General features: G+C 65.1%; 16 protein-coding genes. 9 read left to right on the top strand and 7 right to left on the bottom strand.

Translation table 11 applies throughout. From position 1 onward, the window contains the following. Positions 1–192: 192 nt before the first annotated feature. Complete coding sequence (locus CF161_RS18585; protein WP_020298137.1) at positions 193–1,446, top strand: ferric reductase-like transmembrane domain-containing protein; 1,254 nt, start codon at positions 193–195, stop codon at positions 1,444–1,446. Positions 1,447–1,458: 12 nt separating this feature from the next. Here CF161_RS18585 and CF161_RS18590 read toward each other — a convergent pair whose 3' ends face one another. Continuing rightward, positions 1,459–2,979, bottom strand: a complete 1,521-nt coding sequence (locus CF161_RS18590) for an MFS transporter (protein ID WP_020298138.1) — start codon at positions 2,977–2,979, stop codon at positions 1,459–1,461. 128 nt (positions 2,980–3,107) lie between these two features. On the opposite strand from CF161_RS18590, the gene CF161_RS18595 reads away from it, so the two are divergent. The 5 genes from CF161_RS18595 (at position 3,108) to CF161_RS18615 (ending at position 9,250) form a co-directional block, all read left to right on the top strand. Beyond that, on the top strand, positions 3,108–4,004 hold the full coding sequence (locus CF161_RS18595; protein WP_020298139.1) for a LysR family transcriptional regulator: 897 nt from the start codon (positions 3,108–3,110) through the stop codon (positions 4,002–4,004). A 79-nt stretch (positions 4,005–4,083) separates the two neighbouring features. Then, entirely contained in the window at positions 4,084–4,644 is a 561-nt protein-coding gene (locus CF161_RS18600; protein WP_020298140.1) for a GNAT family N-acetyltransferase, read from the top strand. A gap of 422 nt (positions 4,645–5,066) precedes the next feature. Next, positions 5,067–6,533: an APC family permease gene (locus CF161_RS18605; RefSeq protein ID WP_020298141.1), complete on the top strand. Its 1,467-nt coding sequence runs from the start codon at positions 5,067–5,069 to the stop codon at positions 6,531–6,533. 90 nt (positions 6,534–6,623) lie between these two features. After that, positions 6,624–7,820, top strand: coding sequence for an iron-containing alcohol dehydrogenase (locus CF161_RS18610; protein WP_020298142.1), 1,197 nt, complete (start codon positions 6,624–6,626; stop codon positions 7,818–7,820). Continuing rightward, positions 7,817–9,250: an aldehyde dehydrogenase family protein gene (locus tag CF161_RS18615; RefSeq protein ID WP_020298143.1), complete on the top strand. Its 1,434-nt coding sequence runs from the start codon at positions 7,817–7,819 to the stop codon at positions 9,248–9,250. The genes CF161_RS18610 and CF161_RS18615 overlap by 4 nt, the downstream gene beginning before the upstream one ends. Before the next feature lie 9 nt (positions 9,251–9,259). On the opposite strand, the gene CF161_RS18620 is transcribed toward CF161_RS18615, so the two are convergent. Together CF161_RS18620 and CF161_RS18625 are read right to left on the bottom strand one after the other, a co-directional pair. After that, the gene (locus CF161_RS18620) at positions 9,260–10,156 is read right to left on the bottom strand and encodes a LysR family transcriptional regulator (RefSeq protein WP_043229779.1); all 897 of its coding nucleotides are present in this window, start codon (positions 10,154–10,156) and stop codon (positions 9,260–9,262) included. A 132-nt stretch (positions 10,157–10,288) separates the two neighbouring features. After that, positions 10,289–11,209: a carbon-nitrogen hydrolase family protein gene (locus CF161_RS18625; RefSeq protein WP_020298145.1), complete on the bottom strand. Its 921-nt coding sequence runs from the start codon at positions 11,207–11,209 to the stop codon at positions 10,289–10,291. Between the two features lie 84 nt (positions 11,210–11,293). Between CF161_RS18625 and CF161_RS18630 the strand changes: the two genes are divergently transcribed. Further along, a complete protein-coding gene (locus tag CF161_RS18630; RefSeq protein WP_043229781.1) occupies positions 11,294–12,229 on the top strand; it encodes a LysR family transcriptional regulator in 936 nt (311 codons plus the stop codon). On the opposite strand, the gene CF161_RS18635 is transcribed toward CF161_RS18630, so the two are convergent. Beyond that, positions 12,201–12,455, bottom strand: coding sequence for a hypothetical protein (locus CF161_RS18635; RefSeq protein ID WP_020298147.1), 255 nt, complete (start codon positions 12,453–12,455; stop codon positions 12,201–12,203). The two genes, CF161_RS18630 and CF161_RS18635, sit on opposite strands and share 29 nt — an antisense overlap. Before the next feature lie 155 nt (positions 12,456–12,610). On the opposite strand from CF161_RS18635, the gene CF161_RS18640 reads away from it, so the two are divergent. Beyond that, complete coding sequence (locus CF161_RS18640) at positions 12,611–12,931, top strand: YqjD family protein (RefSeq protein WP_020298148.1); 321 nt, start codon at positions 12,611–12,613, stop codon at positions 12,929–12,931. 69 nt (positions 12,932–13,000) lie between these two features. Here CF161_RS18640 and CF161_RS18645 read toward each other — a convergent pair whose 3' ends face one another. After that, positions 13,001–14,038 (bottom strand): Ldh family oxidoreductase, encoded by a 1,038-nt coding sequence (locus CF161_RS18645; protein ID WP_020298149.1) that lies wholly within the window; start codon positions 14,036–14,038, stop codon positions 13,001–13,003. A 219-nt stretch (positions 14,039–14,257) separates the two neighbouring features. Continuing rightward, a complete protein-coding gene (locus tag CF161_RS18650; RefSeq protein ID WP_020298150.1) occupies positions 14,258–14,527 on the bottom strand; it encodes a PepSY domain-containing protein in 270 nt (89 codons plus the stop codon). Positions 14,528–14,679: 152 nt separating this feature from the next. On the opposite strand from CF161_RS18650, the gene CF161_RS18655 reads away from it, so the two are divergent. Beyond that, positions 14,680–15,699 carry a FecR family protein gene (locus CF161_RS18655; protein WP_020298151.1) on the top strand — a complete coding sequence of 340 codons (1,020 nt, stop codon included), beginning with the start codon at positions 14,680–14,682 and terminating at the stop codon, positions 15,697–15,699. Between the two features lie 34 nt (positions 15,700–15,733). On the opposite strand, the gene CF161_RS18660 is transcribed toward CF161_RS18655, so the two are convergent. Further along, the gene (locus tag CF161_RS18660; RefSeq protein ID WP_043229784.1) at positions 15,734–18,076 is read right to left on the bottom strand and encodes an acylase; all 2,343 of its coding nucleotides are present in this window, start codon (positions 18,074–18,076) and stop codon (positions 15,734–15,736) included. Positions 18,077–18,368: the final 292 nt, after the last annotated feature.

An 18,368-nucleotide genomic window follows, 5' to 3' on the forward strand; every position in this document is an offset into this window, starting at 1 on the left:
ACGGCCCACACCTGATACAGGTCACCTCCCCTCTGGCGCCATGCGAGTAGGCTGCGTGATCGTAAAAACCGTTGCCACAACCGTGCCCTCGACCGCTCACAGCGGCTGCTCGCCGACGCTGGCCAGTCGATGAGGGCACCCGATGCAACGGCACCATCGCCGGAAAACCGGTGTCTGCAGAGGCGAAGCGCTTTGAAACCCTGGCATTGCATCCTTGGTATTTTGCTGATCACCAGCATCACCGTCCTGATCGAAATCCCCAGCAGCACCTGGCTCACCTCCGCCAGCCTGAGCCTGATTCTCGGGGCCTCGGCGCTGGTGTACATGGCCACCTCGTGCCTGCTGGCCAGCCGCTGGCGCTGGGTCGAGCGGCTGTTCGGTGGCCTCGACCGGGTGTATGAAGCGCATAAATGGCTGGGGATCTGGGCCCTGGTGTTTGCCAGCTACCACTTTGTGTTCAAGGCCAACCTGGACCTGTGGAACAGCGTGCCCATCATCGAGTTGCCCAAGTACTGGACGCGCCTGGTGCGCCAACTCAGTTATGTGGCCCTGGGCCTGATTGTGCTTCTGGCGTTGAACCGCAATATCCCTTACCGCTTGTGGCGCTGGTGGCACAAGCTCTCCGGCCCGCTGTTCGTGATCGTCATCCTGCATTGGCTGAGTTTCAAATCGCCGATTGCCCTGAACACCCCATCGGGCCTGTGGCTGACGTTGCTCTGCGGCCTGGGGCTGCTCGGTGCGCTGTACAAGCTGTTGCTCTACCCGGTGCTGGCCAAGGCCGGCGAATACACCGTGAGCGCCGTGTCGGCGCACAAACACTCCCTGCACCTGGAGCTGACGCCTGTGCAGCAGGGCTTTGCGTTCAAGGCCGGGCAGTTCGCCTTTCTTGCGCTCAAGGAAAAGGGCCTGCGCGAGCCCCATCCGTTCACCATCGCCAGCGCCCATGCCAGCGACGGGCGTATCGAGTTCGTGATCCGCGCCCTGGGCGACTACACGCAAAAGCTGCGGGACCAGGTCAAGGTCGGCATGCTCGCGGACGTCTATGCGCCTTATGGACAGTTCAAGCGCCAGGTCGATGCACCACGGGAAATCTGGGTCGCGGGCGGTGTGGGCATCTCGCCGTTTATCTCCTGGCTGCAAGACGATGCCAGCGAACGCCTGGATAACACGACCCTGGTGTATTGCTTCAATCCCTCACGCGCGTTCCCCACTGCCGAACAGCTGCAAAGCATGGCCGAGCAACGCGGCGTGCGCTTTGTTGGCCAGGATGGCGGGGCCGATCAACTGAGCGAGACCTTCAAGCACGCCGTAGCGCAAACCGACCCGCAGCAGATCCAGATCAGCTTTTGCGGGCCCAAGAGCTTGCTGGAGCGCGTCCGCGAGCTGATGCGCGAACAGGCGATCCCCGAGGCCAATCTGCATTACGAGCTGTTCGAGTTCCGCTGAAACCACCCGCGCTCAGGGACGAGCCGGCTCGCGCAGGGCCAGCCACACCGCCAGGGCCGAGACCAGGGTGATGCCGATCAGCACCCGCAGCAGTTGGCCGAAGGCCTCCACATACAGCTGCAACAGGGCACCGCGCCCGACCTCCGGCAGCAGCGCACTGCTGGCCTGCAGGTTGCCGTTGGCCAGTTGCTGCGCGGCCAGGGGAATCTGCGCGGCGTCCACCAGCGCCGCGCCAAGGGAGTGCTGCAGCAGCCCGGCCAGCAAGGCCACCACCAGGGCCAGGGCAATGCCCTCGCCCGCCACCCGGGTGGTGCTGAAGATACCGGTGGCCATCCCCGCACGCTCCTTGGGCACCACACTGACCGACAAGCCATCCATCAGGCCCCAGGGCAAGCCCGCTCCAAGGCCGATCAACAACATCGGCAGCACGTTGGCCGTGGGCTGCCCGACGCCTACCCGGCTCAGCAGATACAGGCCCAGGGCGGCAATCAACAGGCCGCTGCTGCACAGCACGCGGCTACTGACCCAGCGCGTCAGCCACGCCGCCAGCAACGGCACCACCAGCATCGGCGCCGACAGGGCCATCATCATCAGCCCGGCCTCGATCTCGCTGTAACCTTCAACCCCGATGAAGCGGATCGGCAGCAGAATCAGCAGCACCACAAAGCAGTAGCAGGTGGCGATCGGCAGCACCTGCACCCCGACAAAACGCGGGTAGCGAAACAGCGACAGATCCAGCATCGGCCGCTTGACCCGCGACTCGATCACGACAAACCCCAGCAGCGCCAGCAACGAGCCCCACAGCAGGCTTTGCACCAGCACACTGCCCCAGCCACTTTGCGGCGCCTGCAACACGCCCCAGGTAAACAGCACCAGCGCCGCGGTAAAACTCAGGGTGCCGGGCCAGTCGACACCGGCGGCGTCCGGGTCGCGGGACTCGTGCATGCGCGGCACGCCAAACAGCAACGACAGCGCGCCAATCAAGGTGCCGCTGATAAAGATCGCGCGCCAGCCGTAGTGCTCGATCAACACCCCGGCCAGGAGCGGCCCGAACGCCAGACCGACGCCAAAGGTGGTGCCCAGCAGGCTGAAGGCACGGGTGCGGGCGCGGCCCTCGAACTCCTGGGCCAGGGCCGCCGAACCGCCGGCCAGGGCTGCAGCGCCCGCCAGCCCTTGCAACGCCCGCACGCCATCGAGCCACAGCACCGACGGGGCAAAGGCCAGCGCCAGGGAGGTCAGGGCAAACAGCCCGACCCCCAGGCTGAACACGCGCTTGCGGCCGTACTCGTCAGCCAGGGTCCCGGCGGCCATCAGTGCACTGCCGAAGGTCAGCATAAAGGCGTTGGTCACCCAACTCAGGGCCATGGGGCTGCCACCCAGCTCGCGGGCAATGGCCGGGGTGGCCACGGCCACGCCGACAAAGGTCAGGGGCAGTATCAGTGCCGCCAGGCACACCGCCGCCAGCACGCCATAGGCACGGCTGGCTGGGGTGGCGGCCTGGAAGGCGGCGGGCAGATCGATTTCAGGGTTCATCAGGACCTCGAACAGGCAAAAGCCACAGCGGACAGGGGATGGTTTTGGATGATAGATTCGCCGCAATCAGCAAAAAACAGGGCTAAAGTCCTTTGTTTGCGGACATAAACGCTCCAATAGAGGTCCCCATGGACAATCTGAACGGCCTGTTGGCATTCGTCCGCACGGTGGAAAGCGGCAGCCTGGTGGGCGCCGCCGAACGCCTGGGCATTTCCGCCTCGGCGGTCGGCAAAAGCCTGGCGCGGCTGGAGCACAAGCTCGGTGTGCGTTTGCTCAATCGCAGCACCCGGCGCATCAGCCTGACCGACGAAGGCACGCTGTTTTTCGAGCGTTGCCAACGCATCGTCGGCGAGGTGGAAGAAGCCGAAGCCGAACTGGCGCGGATCAGCGACACCCCGCGCGGCAAGTTGCGGGTCAGCCTGCCCGCCATCGGCTATCGCATGCTGTTGCCGATCCTTCCGGAGTTCACCCGGCGCTACCCGCAGATCGAACTCGACCTGGACTTCAACGACCGCTTGATCGATGTGATCGCCGAGGGCGTCGACGCCGTGATCCGCAGCGGCGAGCTGGCGGATTCGCAACTCAAGTCCCGCACCCTCGGGCCTTTCGGTTTTGTCCTGGTCAGTGCCCCGCAGTACTTTGCCGAACACGGCACGCCGCAATGCCCCCGGGACCTGGAGCAGCACGCCTGCCTGCGCTACAAATTCCCCGGAACCACCCAGTTGCAGCAGTGGACCCTGCGCCTGCCCGCGGGCGAGCCGCCCTTGAGCCTGCGCAGCGCCTTGACCAGCAACAACCTGGAGTCGCTGATCTTTGCCGCCAGCCAGGGCCTGGGCATCGCCTTTGTCCCGGACTTCGTGGTCCGCGGCGCCCTGGCCGAAGGCAGCCTGGTGGCGGTGCTGGATGACTATCAGATCGACAGCGGCAAATTCTCGGTGCTCTGGCCCAGCAGCCGCCACCTGCTGCCCAAGTTGCGGGTGTTTGTCGACTTTCTCGGCGAGCACCTGCGCCTGGGGCGCGATTGAGCCTCGGGTCAGCCTTGCCCCGCGCCGGCTCAGGCCCGACTATGGCGGCGCCATGACCGACTCAGGAGCAGCGCCCCCGATGGACACCCCACTCACTGTCGAGATCCCCACCCTGTACACCGATCGCCTGATCCTGCGGCCGCTGCAACTGGCCGACGCCGAGGCGGTGCAAGCGCAGTTTGCCCACTGGCAGGTGGTGCGGTATCTCAACGCCCTGGTGCCCTGGCCCTACCCGGCCGATGGCGCCCTGAGCTACCTGCGAGACCTGGCCCTGCCGGCCATGGCCCGGGGTGAAGAATGGCATTGGGCAATCTGCCTGAAATCAGCGCCGGGACAGTTGATCGGCAACGTCAGCCTGATGGACGAAACCGACAACAACCGGGGCTTCTGGCTCGCTCCCGCCTGGCAGGGCCAGGGCTATATGGGTGAGGCCAGCGCGGCGGTCACCGCCTATTGGTTCGAGGTGCTGCAACGCCCCCTGCTGCGGACGCCCAAGGCGGCCCCCAATCGGGGCTCACGGCGGATTTCCGAACGCAGCGGGATGCGCCTGATCAGCTGCGACGAGGGGGATTTCGTCGCCGGGCGCCTGCCCCGGGAACTCTGGGAAATCACCCGCGAAGAGTGGCTGCGCCTCAGGTAACTCGCATCCGGGGCCGGGCCTCGGCTCAGGCGCCCGGCGCTCTTTGTCCCGGCGTTCGTCGGGCCTGACGCCCTGGCCCCACAGCCGCCAGCTGCTGCCCAAGCTGCGGGGGCTTGTCGACGCTCTCTGCGGACACTGGCGCCTTGGGTGCAATTGCCTCTGCTCGCCCCCCTGCCCGGCAAACATCAACAAACCCAGATGTCAGCTTACTAATATGTGTATTCATCTTGATGTTTGCCGCGCTTAAGCTCGCCCTGTCCTTATCCAAGGGCAGGCAAGGTCGGTCCGCCTACAACAAAAGCTACAGGCCACCCCAATAACAATTTGATCTGCCGATTCCAGGAACTCCCCATGTCCCATCAAGTTCGACGCCCTACCCGTGGCCGCCGTACCCGTGCTGCGCCGTGCGCACGAGGTGCGCAATGAACACATCCCATGATGAAACCCTGCTTCAGCGCCAGGGCTACCGCCAGGAGCTGCACCGTGGCCTGTCGCTCTGGTCGTCCTTTTCCGTAGGCTTTGCCACGGTCTCGCCGGTGGTCGGCATCTATTCGGTGATGGCCCTGGGTGCCATGAGCGCAGGCCCGTCCTGGGTCTGGATCGTGCCGCTGTGCCTGGCCCTGCAACTGCTGGTGGCCCTGGTATACGCCGAACTGGCCTCGCAGTACCCGCTGGCTGGTGGCTGTTACCAGTGGGTCAAGCGCCTGGCGGGCGATCGCTGGGCCTGGTTCACCGGTTTCATGTACCTCGCGTCGGCCCTGGCGTCCCTGACCACCGTGGCCTACCTCGGCGGGTTCTGGTTGTGGCTGTTCGTCACTGGCCACGCGCCGGAAGCCAACGCCCAGGTGGCCAGCGGCGCAGTCCTGCTGCTGCTCGGGCTGGGGGTCAATCTGCTGGGCATCAACCCGCTGAAGTACTTCGTCAACGCGGGGATCATCGCCGAAGCCATTGCCTCCATCGGTATCGGCCTGTTGTTGCTGTTATTTTTCCGCAACCACTCCTGGTCGCTGCTGCTAGAAGGTCTGAGCGCCACGGCCCCGGCCGATGGTTCGTACTTCAGTGGCTTTATCACGGCGATGGCCGTGGGCGGCTGGGCCTTTCTCGGCTTCGATGCCTGCTCCCAGGTTTCCGAAGAGACCGCCGACGCCCGCACCTCGACCCCACGGGCCATCCTGCGCTCGATGATCCTGGTGGGGCTGACAGTGATGCTCACCGCGTTCGCCGTCACCCTGTCGTTTACCGATACCGCCGGCATGGTCGCCGGTAGCGTGGTCGACCCGGTCACCCCGGCGGTGGTCGACGCCTTTGGTGCCTGGTCCGAGCGGCCCTTCGTCGGCGTGGTGCTGGTGGCCTTTATTGCGTGCGTGGTGTCGGTGCAGACCTACATTGGCCGCGCCGTGTTCGGCATGGCCCGGGACTCGATCCTGCCGGCCTCGGCCACCCTGCGCCGGGTGGACAAGCGCAAGGTGCCGTTCGCCGCCATGGTCTTCAGCACCCTGTTCGCCAGCTTCGGCCTGGCCCTGGGCTTGAATGCCACGGCCGTCGGCACCCTGATCGCCTTTGGCAGCGGCGGCTTTTTCATGGTGTTCCTGATCGTGATCAGTTGCGCCCTGATCGCCCGCCTGCGTGGGCGCTGGAAGCCCGAGGCCGGGGTGTTCAGTCTTGGACGCTGGGGCCTGCCGGTGAACCTGCTGGCGTTTGTCTGGCTGGTATTCGAAACCATCAACGTCGCCTGGCCCCGGGAATCCCTGGCGCCACCGGGTGCTCCGTGGTTCCAGGTCTGGGCGGTAATCCTGGTGTTCTCCAGCCTGGCGCTGCTTGGCCTGCTGTACATGTGGCTGGCCAAGCCCTACCTGCGCACACCCAGCGCCCCGCTGCACGCCAACTGACGTCCCCCGCGCTGTCGCCGACAGCGCCCTGCTCCCTGCCCGGGTGGCCATGACTGGCCACCTGTGAACTCACTCGTGCTGGAGAAAACCATGTCCCCTGCGGTGCACTACTGGAACTACCCCACTGAAATCTTCTGCGGCGCCGACGCCCTGGGCCTGCTCGGGCAACGTTGCCGGTTGTTGAACATAGGCCGTCCGCTGCTGGTCACCGACCCCGGCATGCTCACCCTCGAACCCTTCAACCTGCTGGTTGCGCAGTTGCACAGCGCCGGGCTGCCGGTTGCGGTGTTTTCCGACCTGGGCGCCAACCCCAGCCTGGAAGATGTGCAGCGCGGCGTTGCCGCCTTCCAGTCCGGCGAGCACGACTCGTTGATCGCTCTGGGTGGCGGCAGCGCCATGGACGCGGCCAAGGGCATCGCTCTGGCAGCCTGCGACCCTGAGGGTCTGGAGCGCTTTGAGTGGTCGCAGATCATCGAGCGCTATCCGAGCCTGAGCGATTTCCCCGCACTTGGCCTGCCGCCCCTGATCGCGCTGCCCACCACCGCCGGCACCGGCTCGGAACTGGGCCGTGAGGCGGTGCTGACCGATACCCGGCTGCAGGTGAAACGGGTGATCAGCCATCCACAGTTGCTGCCGGCCTGCGTGATTCTCGACCCGCAACTGACCCGCAGCCTGCCGCCGGCACTGACCGCCGCCACCGGCATGGATGCCTTGACCCATCACCTCGAAGCCTTCTGCTCGCCGCTGTATCACCCGATGTCCAGCGGCATCGCCGTCGAGGGCATTCGCCTGGTCAGCCAGCACCTGCGACAGGCCTACGCCAACGGCCAGGACCTGGTGGCCCGCGAAGGCATGCTGGTGGCCTCGGCCATGGCCGCCGTGGCCTTCCAGAAAGGCCTGGGCGGCGTGCATGCCCTGGCCCACCCGCTGGGAGCGCGCTACCACAAGCACCATGGGCTGTTGAACGCGATCCTGCTGCCTTACGTGCTGCTGGCCAACCAGCCGGTGATCGACGCCGACATTGCGCGCCTGGCCCGTTACCTGGAATTGCCCCAGCCTGACTTCCAAGGTTTCCTGGACTGGGTCCTGGCGCTGCGCGCAGAGCTGGGTATTCCCCACAGCCTGGGCGAGATCGGCCTGGACACGGCCGACGCCGACTGGGTCGGGGCTCAGGCGGTGGCCGATATTTCCTCTTCCGAGACCAACGCCCAGCCTCTGAACGCCGAGCAGTACCGGACGATTTTCTGCAACGCGGTACACGGCGTGCTGCCGGGGGTGCGTCCATGAATCCGGCGCTCTATATCAACGGCCAGTGGCAGGATGGCGAAGGCGACGCGCAACTGAGCCCCTGCGACCCGTCACTGGGCCAAGTCATTGCCCGTCTTCAGGGTGCCAGCGCGCAGCAGATCGACCTCGCCGTCACTGCCGCGCGCCAGGCCCTCGGCCCCTGGCGCAGCCTCAGCGGCAGCCAGCGCGCGTATTACCTGCAAGGCTTCGCCGACGAACTCGAACGCCGTCGCAGCACGCTGGTCGAGCTGCAAATGCGCAACAACGGCAAGCCACGGCACGAAGCCAGTGTCGACCTGGACGATGCCATCGCCACCTTCACCTACTACGCCGGGCTGGCCCAAGAACTGGACGCCACCCCGAACCGCGAAGTGCCGTTGTCGGCCCCCGGCTTTCAGGCCCATTACCGGGTCGAGGCCCTGGGCGTGGTGGGTTTGATCGTGCCCTGGAACTTCCCTCTGGTAACCAGCGCCTGGAAGATCGCCCCGGCCCTGGCCGCCGGCTGCACGGTGGTGCTCAAGCCATCGGAGGTCACGCCCCTGATCGAACAGGTCTACGCCCAGATCGCAGAGACGCTGGGCCTGCCGCCCGGGGTGTTGAATATCGTGGTCGGTGCCAGTGCTGCCGGCGCCGCCCTCAGCGCGCACCCGGGGCTGGACAAGCTGTCGTTCACCGGCAGCAACCCGGTCGGGCAAAAAGTCATGCACAGCTCGGCCGAGCATTGCCGGCCGGTGACTCTGGAGCTGGGGGGCAAATCGCCGATCCTGGTGTTCGAGGACTGCGATCTGGATCAGGCGGTGGAGTGGATCATTGCCGGCTTCTGCTGGAACGCCGGGCAAATGTGTTCGGCGACTTCACGCCTGCTGGTCCATGAAGCCATTGCCGATTCCCTGCTGCAACGCCTGACCCAGGCCCTGGAGCGATTGCGGGTGGGCAACCCGCAGCATCAGGAAGTGGACATGGGCCCCCTGACCTGCGAGGCACAGTACCGCAAGGTGCTCGACTATTTCGCGATTGCCCGCGACGAAGGCCTGGTGTGCCTGACCGGCGGCGAAGCCCTGGCCGCACCCGGCTGGTTCGTCAGCCCGACGGTGTACGACCAGGTGCCGGGCGACAGCCGCCTGTGGCGCGAGGAGATCTTCGGACCGGTACTCTGCACCAGGCGTTTCAGCACCGAAGCCGAGGCCTTGGCCCTGGCCAACGACAGCACCTTCGGCCTGGTGGCGACAGTGATCAGTGCCGATCTGGCACGGGCTGAACGGCTGGCGGCAGCCCTGGAGGTCGGTCATGTGTGGATCAACTCGATCCAGGCAGTGTTTGTCGAAACCTCATGGGGCGGCACCAAGGGCAGCGGTATCGGCCGTGAACTGGGGCCCTGGGGGTTGGCCGCCTATCAGTCGCTGAAGCACGTGACCCGTTGCCTCGGGTAAACGCGGTGCTCAGTTGCGGTGTTCGCTCAGCAGGTCATCGATAAAGGCCTTGAGGGCCTCGCTATGGGGGTGGCCGGCGTGGGTGATCATGCTGTGCTGCACCTCGTAGCGCAGGGTCTGCGCATGCAACGCCCGCATCTGCCCGTCATGCACCCAGGGCCGGGCGTAGTGATTGGGCAAATAGCCCAGGTGCGTCCCTGCCAGCACCCCATGCACCACCGCCTCCATGTGGTAGGCGGTGGCCGTGGCCCGCGACGGCGCCACCGGCAGCACCTGGTTGGCCGGGAGGAACCCGTGGCGAATCCAGTCACAGGCCTTGATCTGCTCCAGAGTCGGCGCGGCCTCGGCGAACAGCGGATGCCGCGCCCCACAGAACACGCCGATCTCTTCGCTGTACAACGGCTGGTAATCCAGGGTCGGCAGGCCACGGCTGAAATAGGAAATGGCCAGGTCCAGTTGACCGTCGATCACCGCCAGCTCCAGCTCGGTGGGCGAGTTGACGAACACGTGCAGGTGCACATCCTGGTCGCGCCGGTAAAAGCGCGCGATCGCTGCGTCGATATGCGCCGCCGGCAAGGTCGCGATGTTGTCGGCCAGCCCCAGGTACAGGTCACCCACCAGGCGCCCGGACAATTCCTGGGCCTCGTTGCGAAACACATCCACTGCACCAAACAGCGCACTGGCCGCCGCCAGGATGCGCTGGCCCTTCTCGGTCAGGCGAAAGCCCCCCTTGCCGCGCTCGCACAGGCGGTAGCCGAGGCGTTTTTCCAGGCTGGAGATATGGGTGCTGATGTTCGACTGGCTCATGTTCAGCTCGGCCTGGGCCGCCGTGAAGCCACCGCATTTGACCACCACGGAGAAAATCCGCAGCAGACGCAAGTCCATATCGGTGACGTTTCTAAGCACAGTAGTTCCGCGGGCAAAGGGGCTTGGGGCTGGCTATTCAACGGCAGCCCGGGGCCAGCGTCAACTGCTGGCGGCCTTGCGTGCAGGTGCCTCGGCCAGCCCGGGCGAACACCTGCGAAGCGTGGCTGCGCCTCAGGTAAACCGCACCCCGGGCCGGGCGCGTTCATCCACCGTCAACTCGAAAATATCCGGGCGCGCATAGTGCCCGACCACGTCGTAGTCGTAGCGGGCGCGCACCAGGTCGGCGGTGTCGATCTGCGCGCTGATCAGTCCGGCGCGGCCGACCAGGGGCCCGGCCAGCACATCGCCCATCGGCCCGACAATCACGCTGCCGCCGGCAATCAGCGGGCGCTCGGCGGGCCAATGGGCGATCTCCAGGCCCAGCGCCTGGGGCGAGGCCTGGACCTGGCAGGCGCTGACCACAAAGCAGCGCCCCTCATGGGCGATGTGCCGCATGCTGACCTGCCACATTTCGCGCTCATCCACGGTCGGCGCGCACCACAGGTCCAGGCCCTTGGCGTACATCGCGGTGCGCAGCAGCGGCATCATGTTTTCCCAGCAGATTACCGCGCCCACGCGCCCTACCTGGGTGTCGAACACCGGCAGGGTCGAGCCGTCGCCCTTGCCCCAGATCAGGCGCTCGGTGCCGGTGGGCATCAACTTGCGGTGCTTGCCCAACAGGCCCTGCTGGGGGTCGAAATACAGCGCCGTGCAATACAGGGTGCTGCCGCTGCGCTCGATCACGCCCAGCACCAGATTGGCCCCGGTGCGCGCCGAGAGTTCGGCCAGGGCCTGGGTTTCCACCCCTGGCACGTCGATGGCATTGGCGAAGTAGCGGGCGAACGCTTCGCGGCCTTCCGGCAGGCGGTAACCCAGCTGGGTGCCGAACCCTTCGCCCTTGGGGTAGCCGCCAAGCAGCGCTTCGGGCATCACCACCAGCTGCGCGCCGGCTTCGATGATCGCGCTTTCATAGGACAGGATCTGTTCCAGGGTGGCGGCCTTGCCTTCGGGCAGGGAGCCGATTTGTAGCGCGGCGACAATGGATACAGGCATCGGGAAGCTCCGTGAGCGGTGAAGTGTTGCCCATTCTCCGCCGCGCGCCGATCATGCATAAACCCCATCTCAGTGCTTAATGATATGAACCAGATGAATATCGCCAGCGTCGATCTCAACCTGCTCAAGGCCTTCGAAGCCCTGCACGACGAGTCCAGCGCCAGCCGTGCGGCGTTGCGCCTGGGCGTCACCCAATCGGCCATGAGCGCGGCCTTGCGTCGCTTGCGCGAGTTGTATGGCGACCCGTTGTTCGTGCGCACCGGGCGCGGCCTGGCGCCGACCCTGCGGGCCAACCAGCTGAAGCCGGTGATCAGCGAGGCCCTGAACAAATGCCGGCAGAGCCTGGCCATGGTCGACCCCAACGCCAATGACTATCAGGGCCGCTCGGTGACACTGGGGCTGTCGGATGATTTCGAGATCGCCTATGGCCGGCGTTTGATCGAGGCCGTGGCTCGGCGGGCGCCGAAGTTGCGCCTGATCTTCCGCCAGAGCCACAGCCAGATCGTCGGTGAAGCCCTGCTGCAACGCAGCATCGACCTGGCGATCAGCGCCGGCGGTTTTGCCGAACGCCTGCTCAGCCGCCAGGTGCTGGGCGAAGGCAGCTACCTGTGCCTGGCAGACCCGGCCAGCCTGGAACCCGGGCAGCAGGCACTGAGCCTGGCGCAGTTCGTCGCGCGCGAGCATGTGCTGGTGTCGTCACAGGGGTTTATCGGGATCACCGACGAGGGGCTGGCCGCCCTGGGCCTGAGCCGCCATGTGTGCGCCTCCACCAGCCATTTTGCGGCCTTGCCCTATCTGCTCAAGGGCAGCCAGGCGGTGGCAACCATCCCGGCCCACGCCGCCCGGGGGATTGCTGCCTTGAGCGGGCTGGCACTGCTGCCCTGCCCGCTGGACCTGCCGCGTTACCCGATCGAGTTGGGGTGGCGGACCAGCGCCCAGGTCGACCCGGTGTTGCTCAAGGTGCGTGAGGCGATTATCGAAAGCTTCGCGGTTACTTGCTCGCCGCCATCAGCCGGTTGACTTCACTGCGGACCATGTTCGCGTATTCGGGCGGCGACATGCCGTCGAGCTCCGCGCGAACCCACTCGGACCAGCGCCCCTTGCGCTTGCTGCGCTCGCCAAAGAGCCGCGCGGCATCGCCCTTGGCCTTGCCCAGGTTGCTCTGCCAGAGGTCGAACAGGCGGGACTTTTCATCTTCGAGGGCGGCACGTTCGGCCAGGGTTTTGTCGGCCAGGTTGAAGCTCATGGGAAATTCCTGCTGCGTAAAATAGGCGACATCTTACACCTTAGGCGCCGACGGGTTTACCCTCGGGTTTTCACGGAAGCGGAAAATAGCTGCAACTTTTCCGCTCCCGCCCGACTCCATTGTTCACCGCATCACTTAACTCAAGGAGTAACTCAATGGCTCGCAAAACTGTCGCGCAAGCAGCCGAAGAACAAATCAAGGACCAGGCGTTCAGCGAGTTGCAGGCGCTGATCGAAGAATCGGAAAAACTGCTCAAGGGCAGCGCCGCGCTGGTCGGCGAAGAAGGTGAAACCTTGCGTCAGCAGGTTGCGCTCAAGCTCAAGCAGGCACTGGATTCGGTGGCCAATGTGCGTGAACGCAGCAAACCGGTGGTGGACGCCACCGAGAACTACATCGGTGGCCACCCATGGCAGACCGTGGCCATTTCCGCAGGCTTCGGCCTGGTGGTCGGCCTGTTGCTTGGGCGCCGCTCCTGATATCGGTTCCTGAGCAAGGGTTTCAGGCGAGCCTTGCGCTCGCCTGAACCTTGTTTATCGCGTCAACCGCTACACCCCAGCCAACTCCCGCAACTGCGCCAGCTCGCTGCGGGCCAGGGTTATCCCCTGCTGCTGTGACTTCTCCCGCTGCCCATGCCGCCGATCGCCCGGCAGGCGCTTGAGCCCGACCCCGTGCATCTGCCTGACCAGTTCCTGACTGCGTTCGGCGAAGTTCTGTCCGGCCGCCTTGCTCGGGTCGATGACAATCAGCAACTGCCCGGTCCAGGGCGTCTTGGCCCCTGGGTGGTTGGACCAGTCGAACTCGAATGAAAAATGGCCGCCGGTCAAGGCCGCTGCCAGCAGCTCGACCATCATCGACAACGCCGAGCCCTTGTGCCCGCCAAAGGGCAGCAAGGCGCCGCCTTCCAGAATCGCTTTCGGGTCCTGGGTCGCCTGCCCCAAGCTGTCCACGCCCATGCCCGGCGGCAGGCGCTCGCCCTTGCGTGCGGCAATCTGCACATCGCCGTGGGCAATGGCGCTGGTGGCGAGGTCGAAAACGATCGGCTCGCCCCCGGCACGGGGCGCGGCAAAGGCAATCGGGTTGGTGCCGAACAATGGCCGGTCGGCGCCATGGGGCACCACGCAGGTCATGCTGTTGACCACGCTCAAGGCCACCAGGCCTTCATAGGCGAAGGGTTCGACATCCGGCCACAGCGCGGCGAAGTGATGGGAATTGCGGATCGCCAGCACCGCGATCCCGGCGCTGCGGGCCTTTTCCACCAACAACGCCCGGGCAGCGGCCAGCGCCGGTTGGGCAAAGCCATTGGCGGCGTCGACCCGGACAAAACCCGAGGCCACGTCCTCGACCACCGGCACCGCCTGGCCATCGACCCAGCCGCTGTTCAGGGTCGAGACATAACCGGGGATACGGAACACGCCATGGCTGTGGGCACCGTCGCGCTCGGCACCGGCACAGTTGGCAGCAAGGCTGCGGGCCACGTCGAGGGAGGTGCCGTGACGCAGGAAGATGGTTTCCAGAAGCTGTGTCAGTTGGTCCAGCGACAGGGTTTCGCCAGGCGTTTCATCAACCAGGGGCAATGCGCACATCTGAAGCTCCAGTTTAATTATTGGAGGGGGCAACAGCGTAGAAGCGGATTAAACAACCTTCGACGCGCCTGCTGTCAACCACCGCGCAGGCGTGCACAGCCAATGCCAACACCGGTTGTTCAGGGAAAATCGCAGGTCGCAGGGGACGTTTGCAGCGGGGAGTCGAGACAGGGGGCAGGTGCGCCAGGGCTATAGAACGTGCCCTGGCGCGAGGGGCTATCAGTCTTTCTGGTCGCGCAGAACGTTGCCCGAAGCGCCGTCGATACGGAACTCATAGACAATCCCGTCGGCCTTGCGGCCTTTGCCTTCCCAGTAGCCGTCGTTATCGGCTTCGATCTCGTAGATCTCCACGTAGCCGGCCTTGGTCTTCGCGGTTTCGACGGCTTTTTCAATGCTGATCCAGCCTGCGCCCGGACGATCGGCCAGCGCGGCACCGGCGCTGAGCAGGGAGGCAGTGGCGACGAAAGCGGCGAGGGTTTTCTTGATCATTTTTTCACTCCATTTGTGGATACTGATTACGTAAGTCCTGTTTTTAGGGCATTACCGTAAAAAATAAGTTCCACTTTGATGCGCATTCGCCATGACGGCTGTTCTCCAAGGGTTGGCGTGGAGGGTAGAATGTCGGAAATCAGGAAGAGTCAATGAGCGAACACACCCTCTCAGAAGCCGAATACGACGCCATCACGGATGCGGCAGCCCACTGGTGCATGCGTCTGCATGCATCCGATTGCACGGCGCAAGAACGCCAGGCCTTCCAGCAATGGCATGACGCCGATCCCCTGCACGCCTTTGAATATGAAGCGATGCGCGAAATCTGGGACGTCGCCGACCATCTGCCCCGCCCTTTGCCCGAACAGTTCACGCCTCCCACGACCGCCCAGCCCCTGCCCCGCGCCCGCAGGCACTGGCGCAGTTACGGGGTGGCAGCGGCCATCAGCGCCCTGGCCTTGCCCCTGGCCGGTTATGCCGGCTGGAACCTGGGCTGGATCCCCTCCTCCTACGAGCACTTCACCACCGACAACACGGTGCGCAAGGTGACCCTGGGGGATGGCAGCCAGGTTGAATTGAACCTGGGCAGCGAACTGACTTACAGCAACTACAAGGATCAGCGCCAGGTCACCCTGCGCAAGGGCGAAGCCTTCTTTGAAGTGCGCCATGACAGCAGCCACCCGTTCGTGGTCAAGGCCGCCCAAGGCCAGGTGAAAGTCACCGGCACCCAGTTCAATGTGTGGATGTATGAGGATCAGGTGCGCGTAACCTTGGTCGAAGGTTCGGTGCTGGTCACCAGCAACAATGCCCTGCCCGGCGATGGCTTTCGCCTCGAACCCGGGACCCAGGCCCGCTACAAAAATGGCGATTACGCACCGCAGATCAGCCAGACCTACGCCAACGACAGCTCCCTGGCCTGGCGCAGTGGCAAGCTGGTACTCGACAACCTGGCCCTGAGCGATGCCCTGCCCTTGATCAACCGCTACCTGAGCGCGCCGCTGATGCTGGCCGACCAGGCCACCGGGGCGATCCGGGTCGGCGGCATCTACAACATCAAGGAGGTCAAGGGCCTGCCGGCTTCGCTGCCCAAGGTGCTGCCGGTGTACCTGACGCGTAACAAAGACGGCAATCCGGTGATCAACTCGCTGCCGCAAAGCCCGCCGAAAATCTGAAGGCTGCGCCCTGGCAGGCGCAGCCCGATTGCCCCTAGCGCTTGGCCGGGGCGCCCTCACCCACTACTTGCACCTGATAACTTGGATCGGCCTTGATCTGCGCCTCGGTGAACGGCAGTGCGTGCCACTGCTTATTGGAGAACGCCTCGGTCTGGTCCCGCGAATATTTCGACGTTGGGTCGCTGGACAGGGAAAACGCCAGCAACCCCTGGGCGTGGGGCCCCTGGTCGTCAAAGCTGACCACTTGCAGGTAGCTGGTGCCGCTGACCACCTCGCGCTTGCCCTTGGCCCCCGGCACGCTCTGCATTGCGTTGTACACCCCCAGGCTTTCCGGGCCGCCATGAATCGGCGTCTGCCGCTCACCGCTGCTGGCCACCTGGATATCCCCCCAGCGCGTATCGGCGCCCAGCCCGGCTTCAGCCACCTCGGCCACTGAGGTCAGCATCGCCTCGCGCAGTGCCTGGGCCACGGCGGGACGGTCGATGCTTAAGCCCCGTGGCGTGTGCCGCGGGTCCTGGCGATCGAAAGCCACACGCCAGATATCGTCACGCTCGAGCAAGGCCTGCATCACATTCTGAAAGTGCACGAAGCCCAGGCCGGCCTGCAGGTTGGCGCTGCGATCCCAGGCCTTCAGGCTGGCACACACAGGCTCAAGCCGCCCGGCATCGGCCCCCAGGTCCCCGGCGCAAAATTGCAATATGTCCGGCAGCACCTGCCCTGCCAGGTACACCTGGTTATCCATCACCATCTGCTGCAAATCGGCGACACCGATCTGGCCCGGGCCGCTCATCCGGCCCAGGCGTTCCAGGGCAAACCGCGAGCGCTGCTTGAGCGGCAAATCCTGCTGGCTGATCAGCGGCGAGAAGCCCTCCTGCGGTGCGGCCGGGTTGACCATCCAGGCCGAATCGTTGGAGTTCTGCACAAAGTCGCCGCGCAGCAGTTGTGGCAATTGTCGCGCGGCGAAGATGCCCGGCTGCGCAGCCCCCGGGGTGTTGTCCCAGGCGCAGGCACTGCGTGAGCCGTCGAGCACGATCATCTGCGTACCCGCCCGTGGGTCGCTGCACAGCGCCAGCTTGGCCGCGCTGACGTTGGGCACCACCGACTGGTTCATGTACAGCGCCTGGCCCTGGTCATCCACCGCCAGGGTGTTGACCCAGGGGATACCCTGGATCTTGTGCACCGAGTCCTGCAGTTGCTTGAGGTCCGTCGCCTGGTTCATGGCGTACCACTGTTGCAGCACCCGGTCGTTTTCCAGGTTGGCGTCACGCAGGCTGTAGGCGTACTGGCGATCCCAGTCGAGCTTGCCCGGCCATTGCACCACCGGGCCGAACTGCGAGCTGTAGACCGTGCGGGTGACAAGCTGCAACTCGCCGTCCGCCCCCCGCACCTGGACATTCAGGGTCTGCGGGGTCAGCGGAAGCGACTTGCCGTCCAGCAGGTAGCGCGTCGGGTCCTTGCGATCCAGTTGCAGGCGATACAGGGTGAAGTGCTTGGACGTGTCGACCGTGTGGGTCCAGGCCAGGTGCCGATTGAAGCCGATATTGATCATCGGCAGCCCCGGCAACGCGGCGCCCATGACGTCGAGTTTGCCGGGGATGGTCAGGTGCATCTGATAGAAACGCATGCCGCCCACCCACGGGAAATGCGGGTTGGCCAGCAGCAGGCCGCGACCGTTGAACGAGCGCTCGCGCCCGACGGCCACCGCGTTGCTGCCGCGATCCAGGGCAAAGCGCTGCTGGCGCGCCTCGGCCAGTTGCAGGCTGGCGCGGCTGATACTGGCCTGGGCCGTAGCACCGGGCGGCGTGGCACCGACCAGGGGCTCGGCGAATTGCCCGACGCCGCCTTCCACCAGCAGGCGCCGGGTCAATTTCACCAGGTCCAGGGTGGTCAGCGGCCGTACCCACTCACCGTCGCACTGCGCTGGCAGCCCCTGGGCCCGGCGTTCGGCCAGCTGCCGGTTGTAGCCGTCGACATAGCCCCCCATCAATTGGCGCACCTCGGGGGTTTGCGCCTGGAGGAAGCCGAACACCGCGTCGGGTGTGTTCAACCACTTGAAAAACACATCGCTGGTGAGGTTGTCGCGCTGCTCAAGGGTCTGCCCTTCGGCCCCCAGGTACTTGGAGCGCTCGCCATTGACCGTCAGCACCTCGTTGGCCAGCAGGCACAGGTTGTCCTGGGCATAGGCGTAACCGATGCCATAGCCCAGGCCACGTTCGTCGGTGGCACGGATATGGGGGACGCCGAAAGCGGTTCGCCGGATCTCGGCGCTGGCCTCGCGCGCTGGCGCGGGGGCGGGAGTGCGGGCGTGGGCCGCAAGGCTCAGCCCCAGACACAAAGTTGCGAGGCACACACTGGGTAACTGCCTGGAAATAATCACGCCGACTCCTGCTCGAAAAAAAAGACACCAGGCCGGGCAAGGGGGGCGACGCACCCACGTCGAGCCAGCCTGGAGAACACGGTGCAGTCCGGCCGAAGCCGAAAAGTGCCTGCCCATAAAGACGAAAACCGACCGGGAAATTTAGCGCGCGAGGGGCGACAGAAAGCTGTCTGACGTGTCAGCGACAAGATACTGACGAAATTTATACATCTGGGGCTTCATGATTTGGCGTGCTCATACGTCTTAGTTAGTGAGAGCACCCATCATTTTCCTGATCAGGCTCTGAAAAGGA

Source organism: Pseudomonas sp. CF161 (assembly GCF_000416215.1).
Classification (GTDB): domain Bacteria; phylum Pseudomonadota; class Gammaproteobacteria; order Pseudomonadales; family Pseudomonadaceae; genus Aquipseudomonas.

Coding starts and splice junctions, on each gene's coding strand:
- CF161_RS18655 (WP_020298151.1), top strand. CDS start 14,680: ATGAGCGAACACACCCTCTCAGAAGCCGAATACGACGCCATCACGGAT.
- CF161_RS18600 (WP_020298140.1), top strand. CDS start 4,084: ATGGACACCCCACTCACTGTCGAGATCCCCACCCTGTACACCGATCGC.
- CF161_RS18650 (WP_020298150.1), bottom strand. CDS start 14,527: ATGATCAAGAAAACCCTCGCCGCTTTCGTCGCCACTGCCTCCCTGCTC.
- CF161_RS18640 (WP_020298148.1), top strand. CDS start 12,611: ATGGCTCGCAAAACTGTCGCGCAAGCAGCCGAAGAACAAATCAAGGAC.
- CF161_RS18645 (WP_020298149.1), bottom strand. CDS start 14,038: ATGTGCGCATTGCCCCTGGTTGATGAAACGCCTGGCGAAACCCTGTCG.
- CF161_RS18605 (WP_020298141.1), top strand. CDS start 5,067: ATGAACACATCCCATGATGAAACCCTGCTTCAGCGCCAGGGCTACCGC.
- CF161_RS18635 (WP_020298147.1), bottom strand. CDS start 12,455: ATGAGCTTCAACCTGGCCGACAAAACCCTGGCCGAACGTGCCGCCCTC.
- CF161_RS18630 (WP_043229781.1), top strand. CDS start 11,294: ATGAACCAGATGAATATCGCCAGCGTCGATCTCAACCTGCTCAAGGCC.
- CF161_RS18610 (WP_020298142.1), top strand. CDS start 6,624: ATGTCCCCTGCGGTGCACTACTGGAACTACCCCACTGAAATCTTCTGC.
- CF161_RS18615 (WP_020298143.1), top strand. CDS start 7,817: ATGAATCCGGCGCTCTATATCAACGGCCAGTGGCAGGATGGCGAAGGC.
- CF161_RS18625 (WP_020298145.1), bottom strand. CDS start 11,209: ATGCCTGTATCCATTGTCGCCGCGCTACAAATCGGCTCCCTGCCCGAA.
- CF161_RS18590 (WP_020298138.1), bottom strand. CDS start 2,979: ATGAACCCTGAAATCGATCTGCCCGCCGCCTTCCAGGCCGCCACCCCA.
- CF161_RS18595 (WP_020298139.1), top strand. CDS start 3,108: ATGGACAATCTGAACGGCCTGTTGGCATTCGTCCGCACGGTGGAAAGC.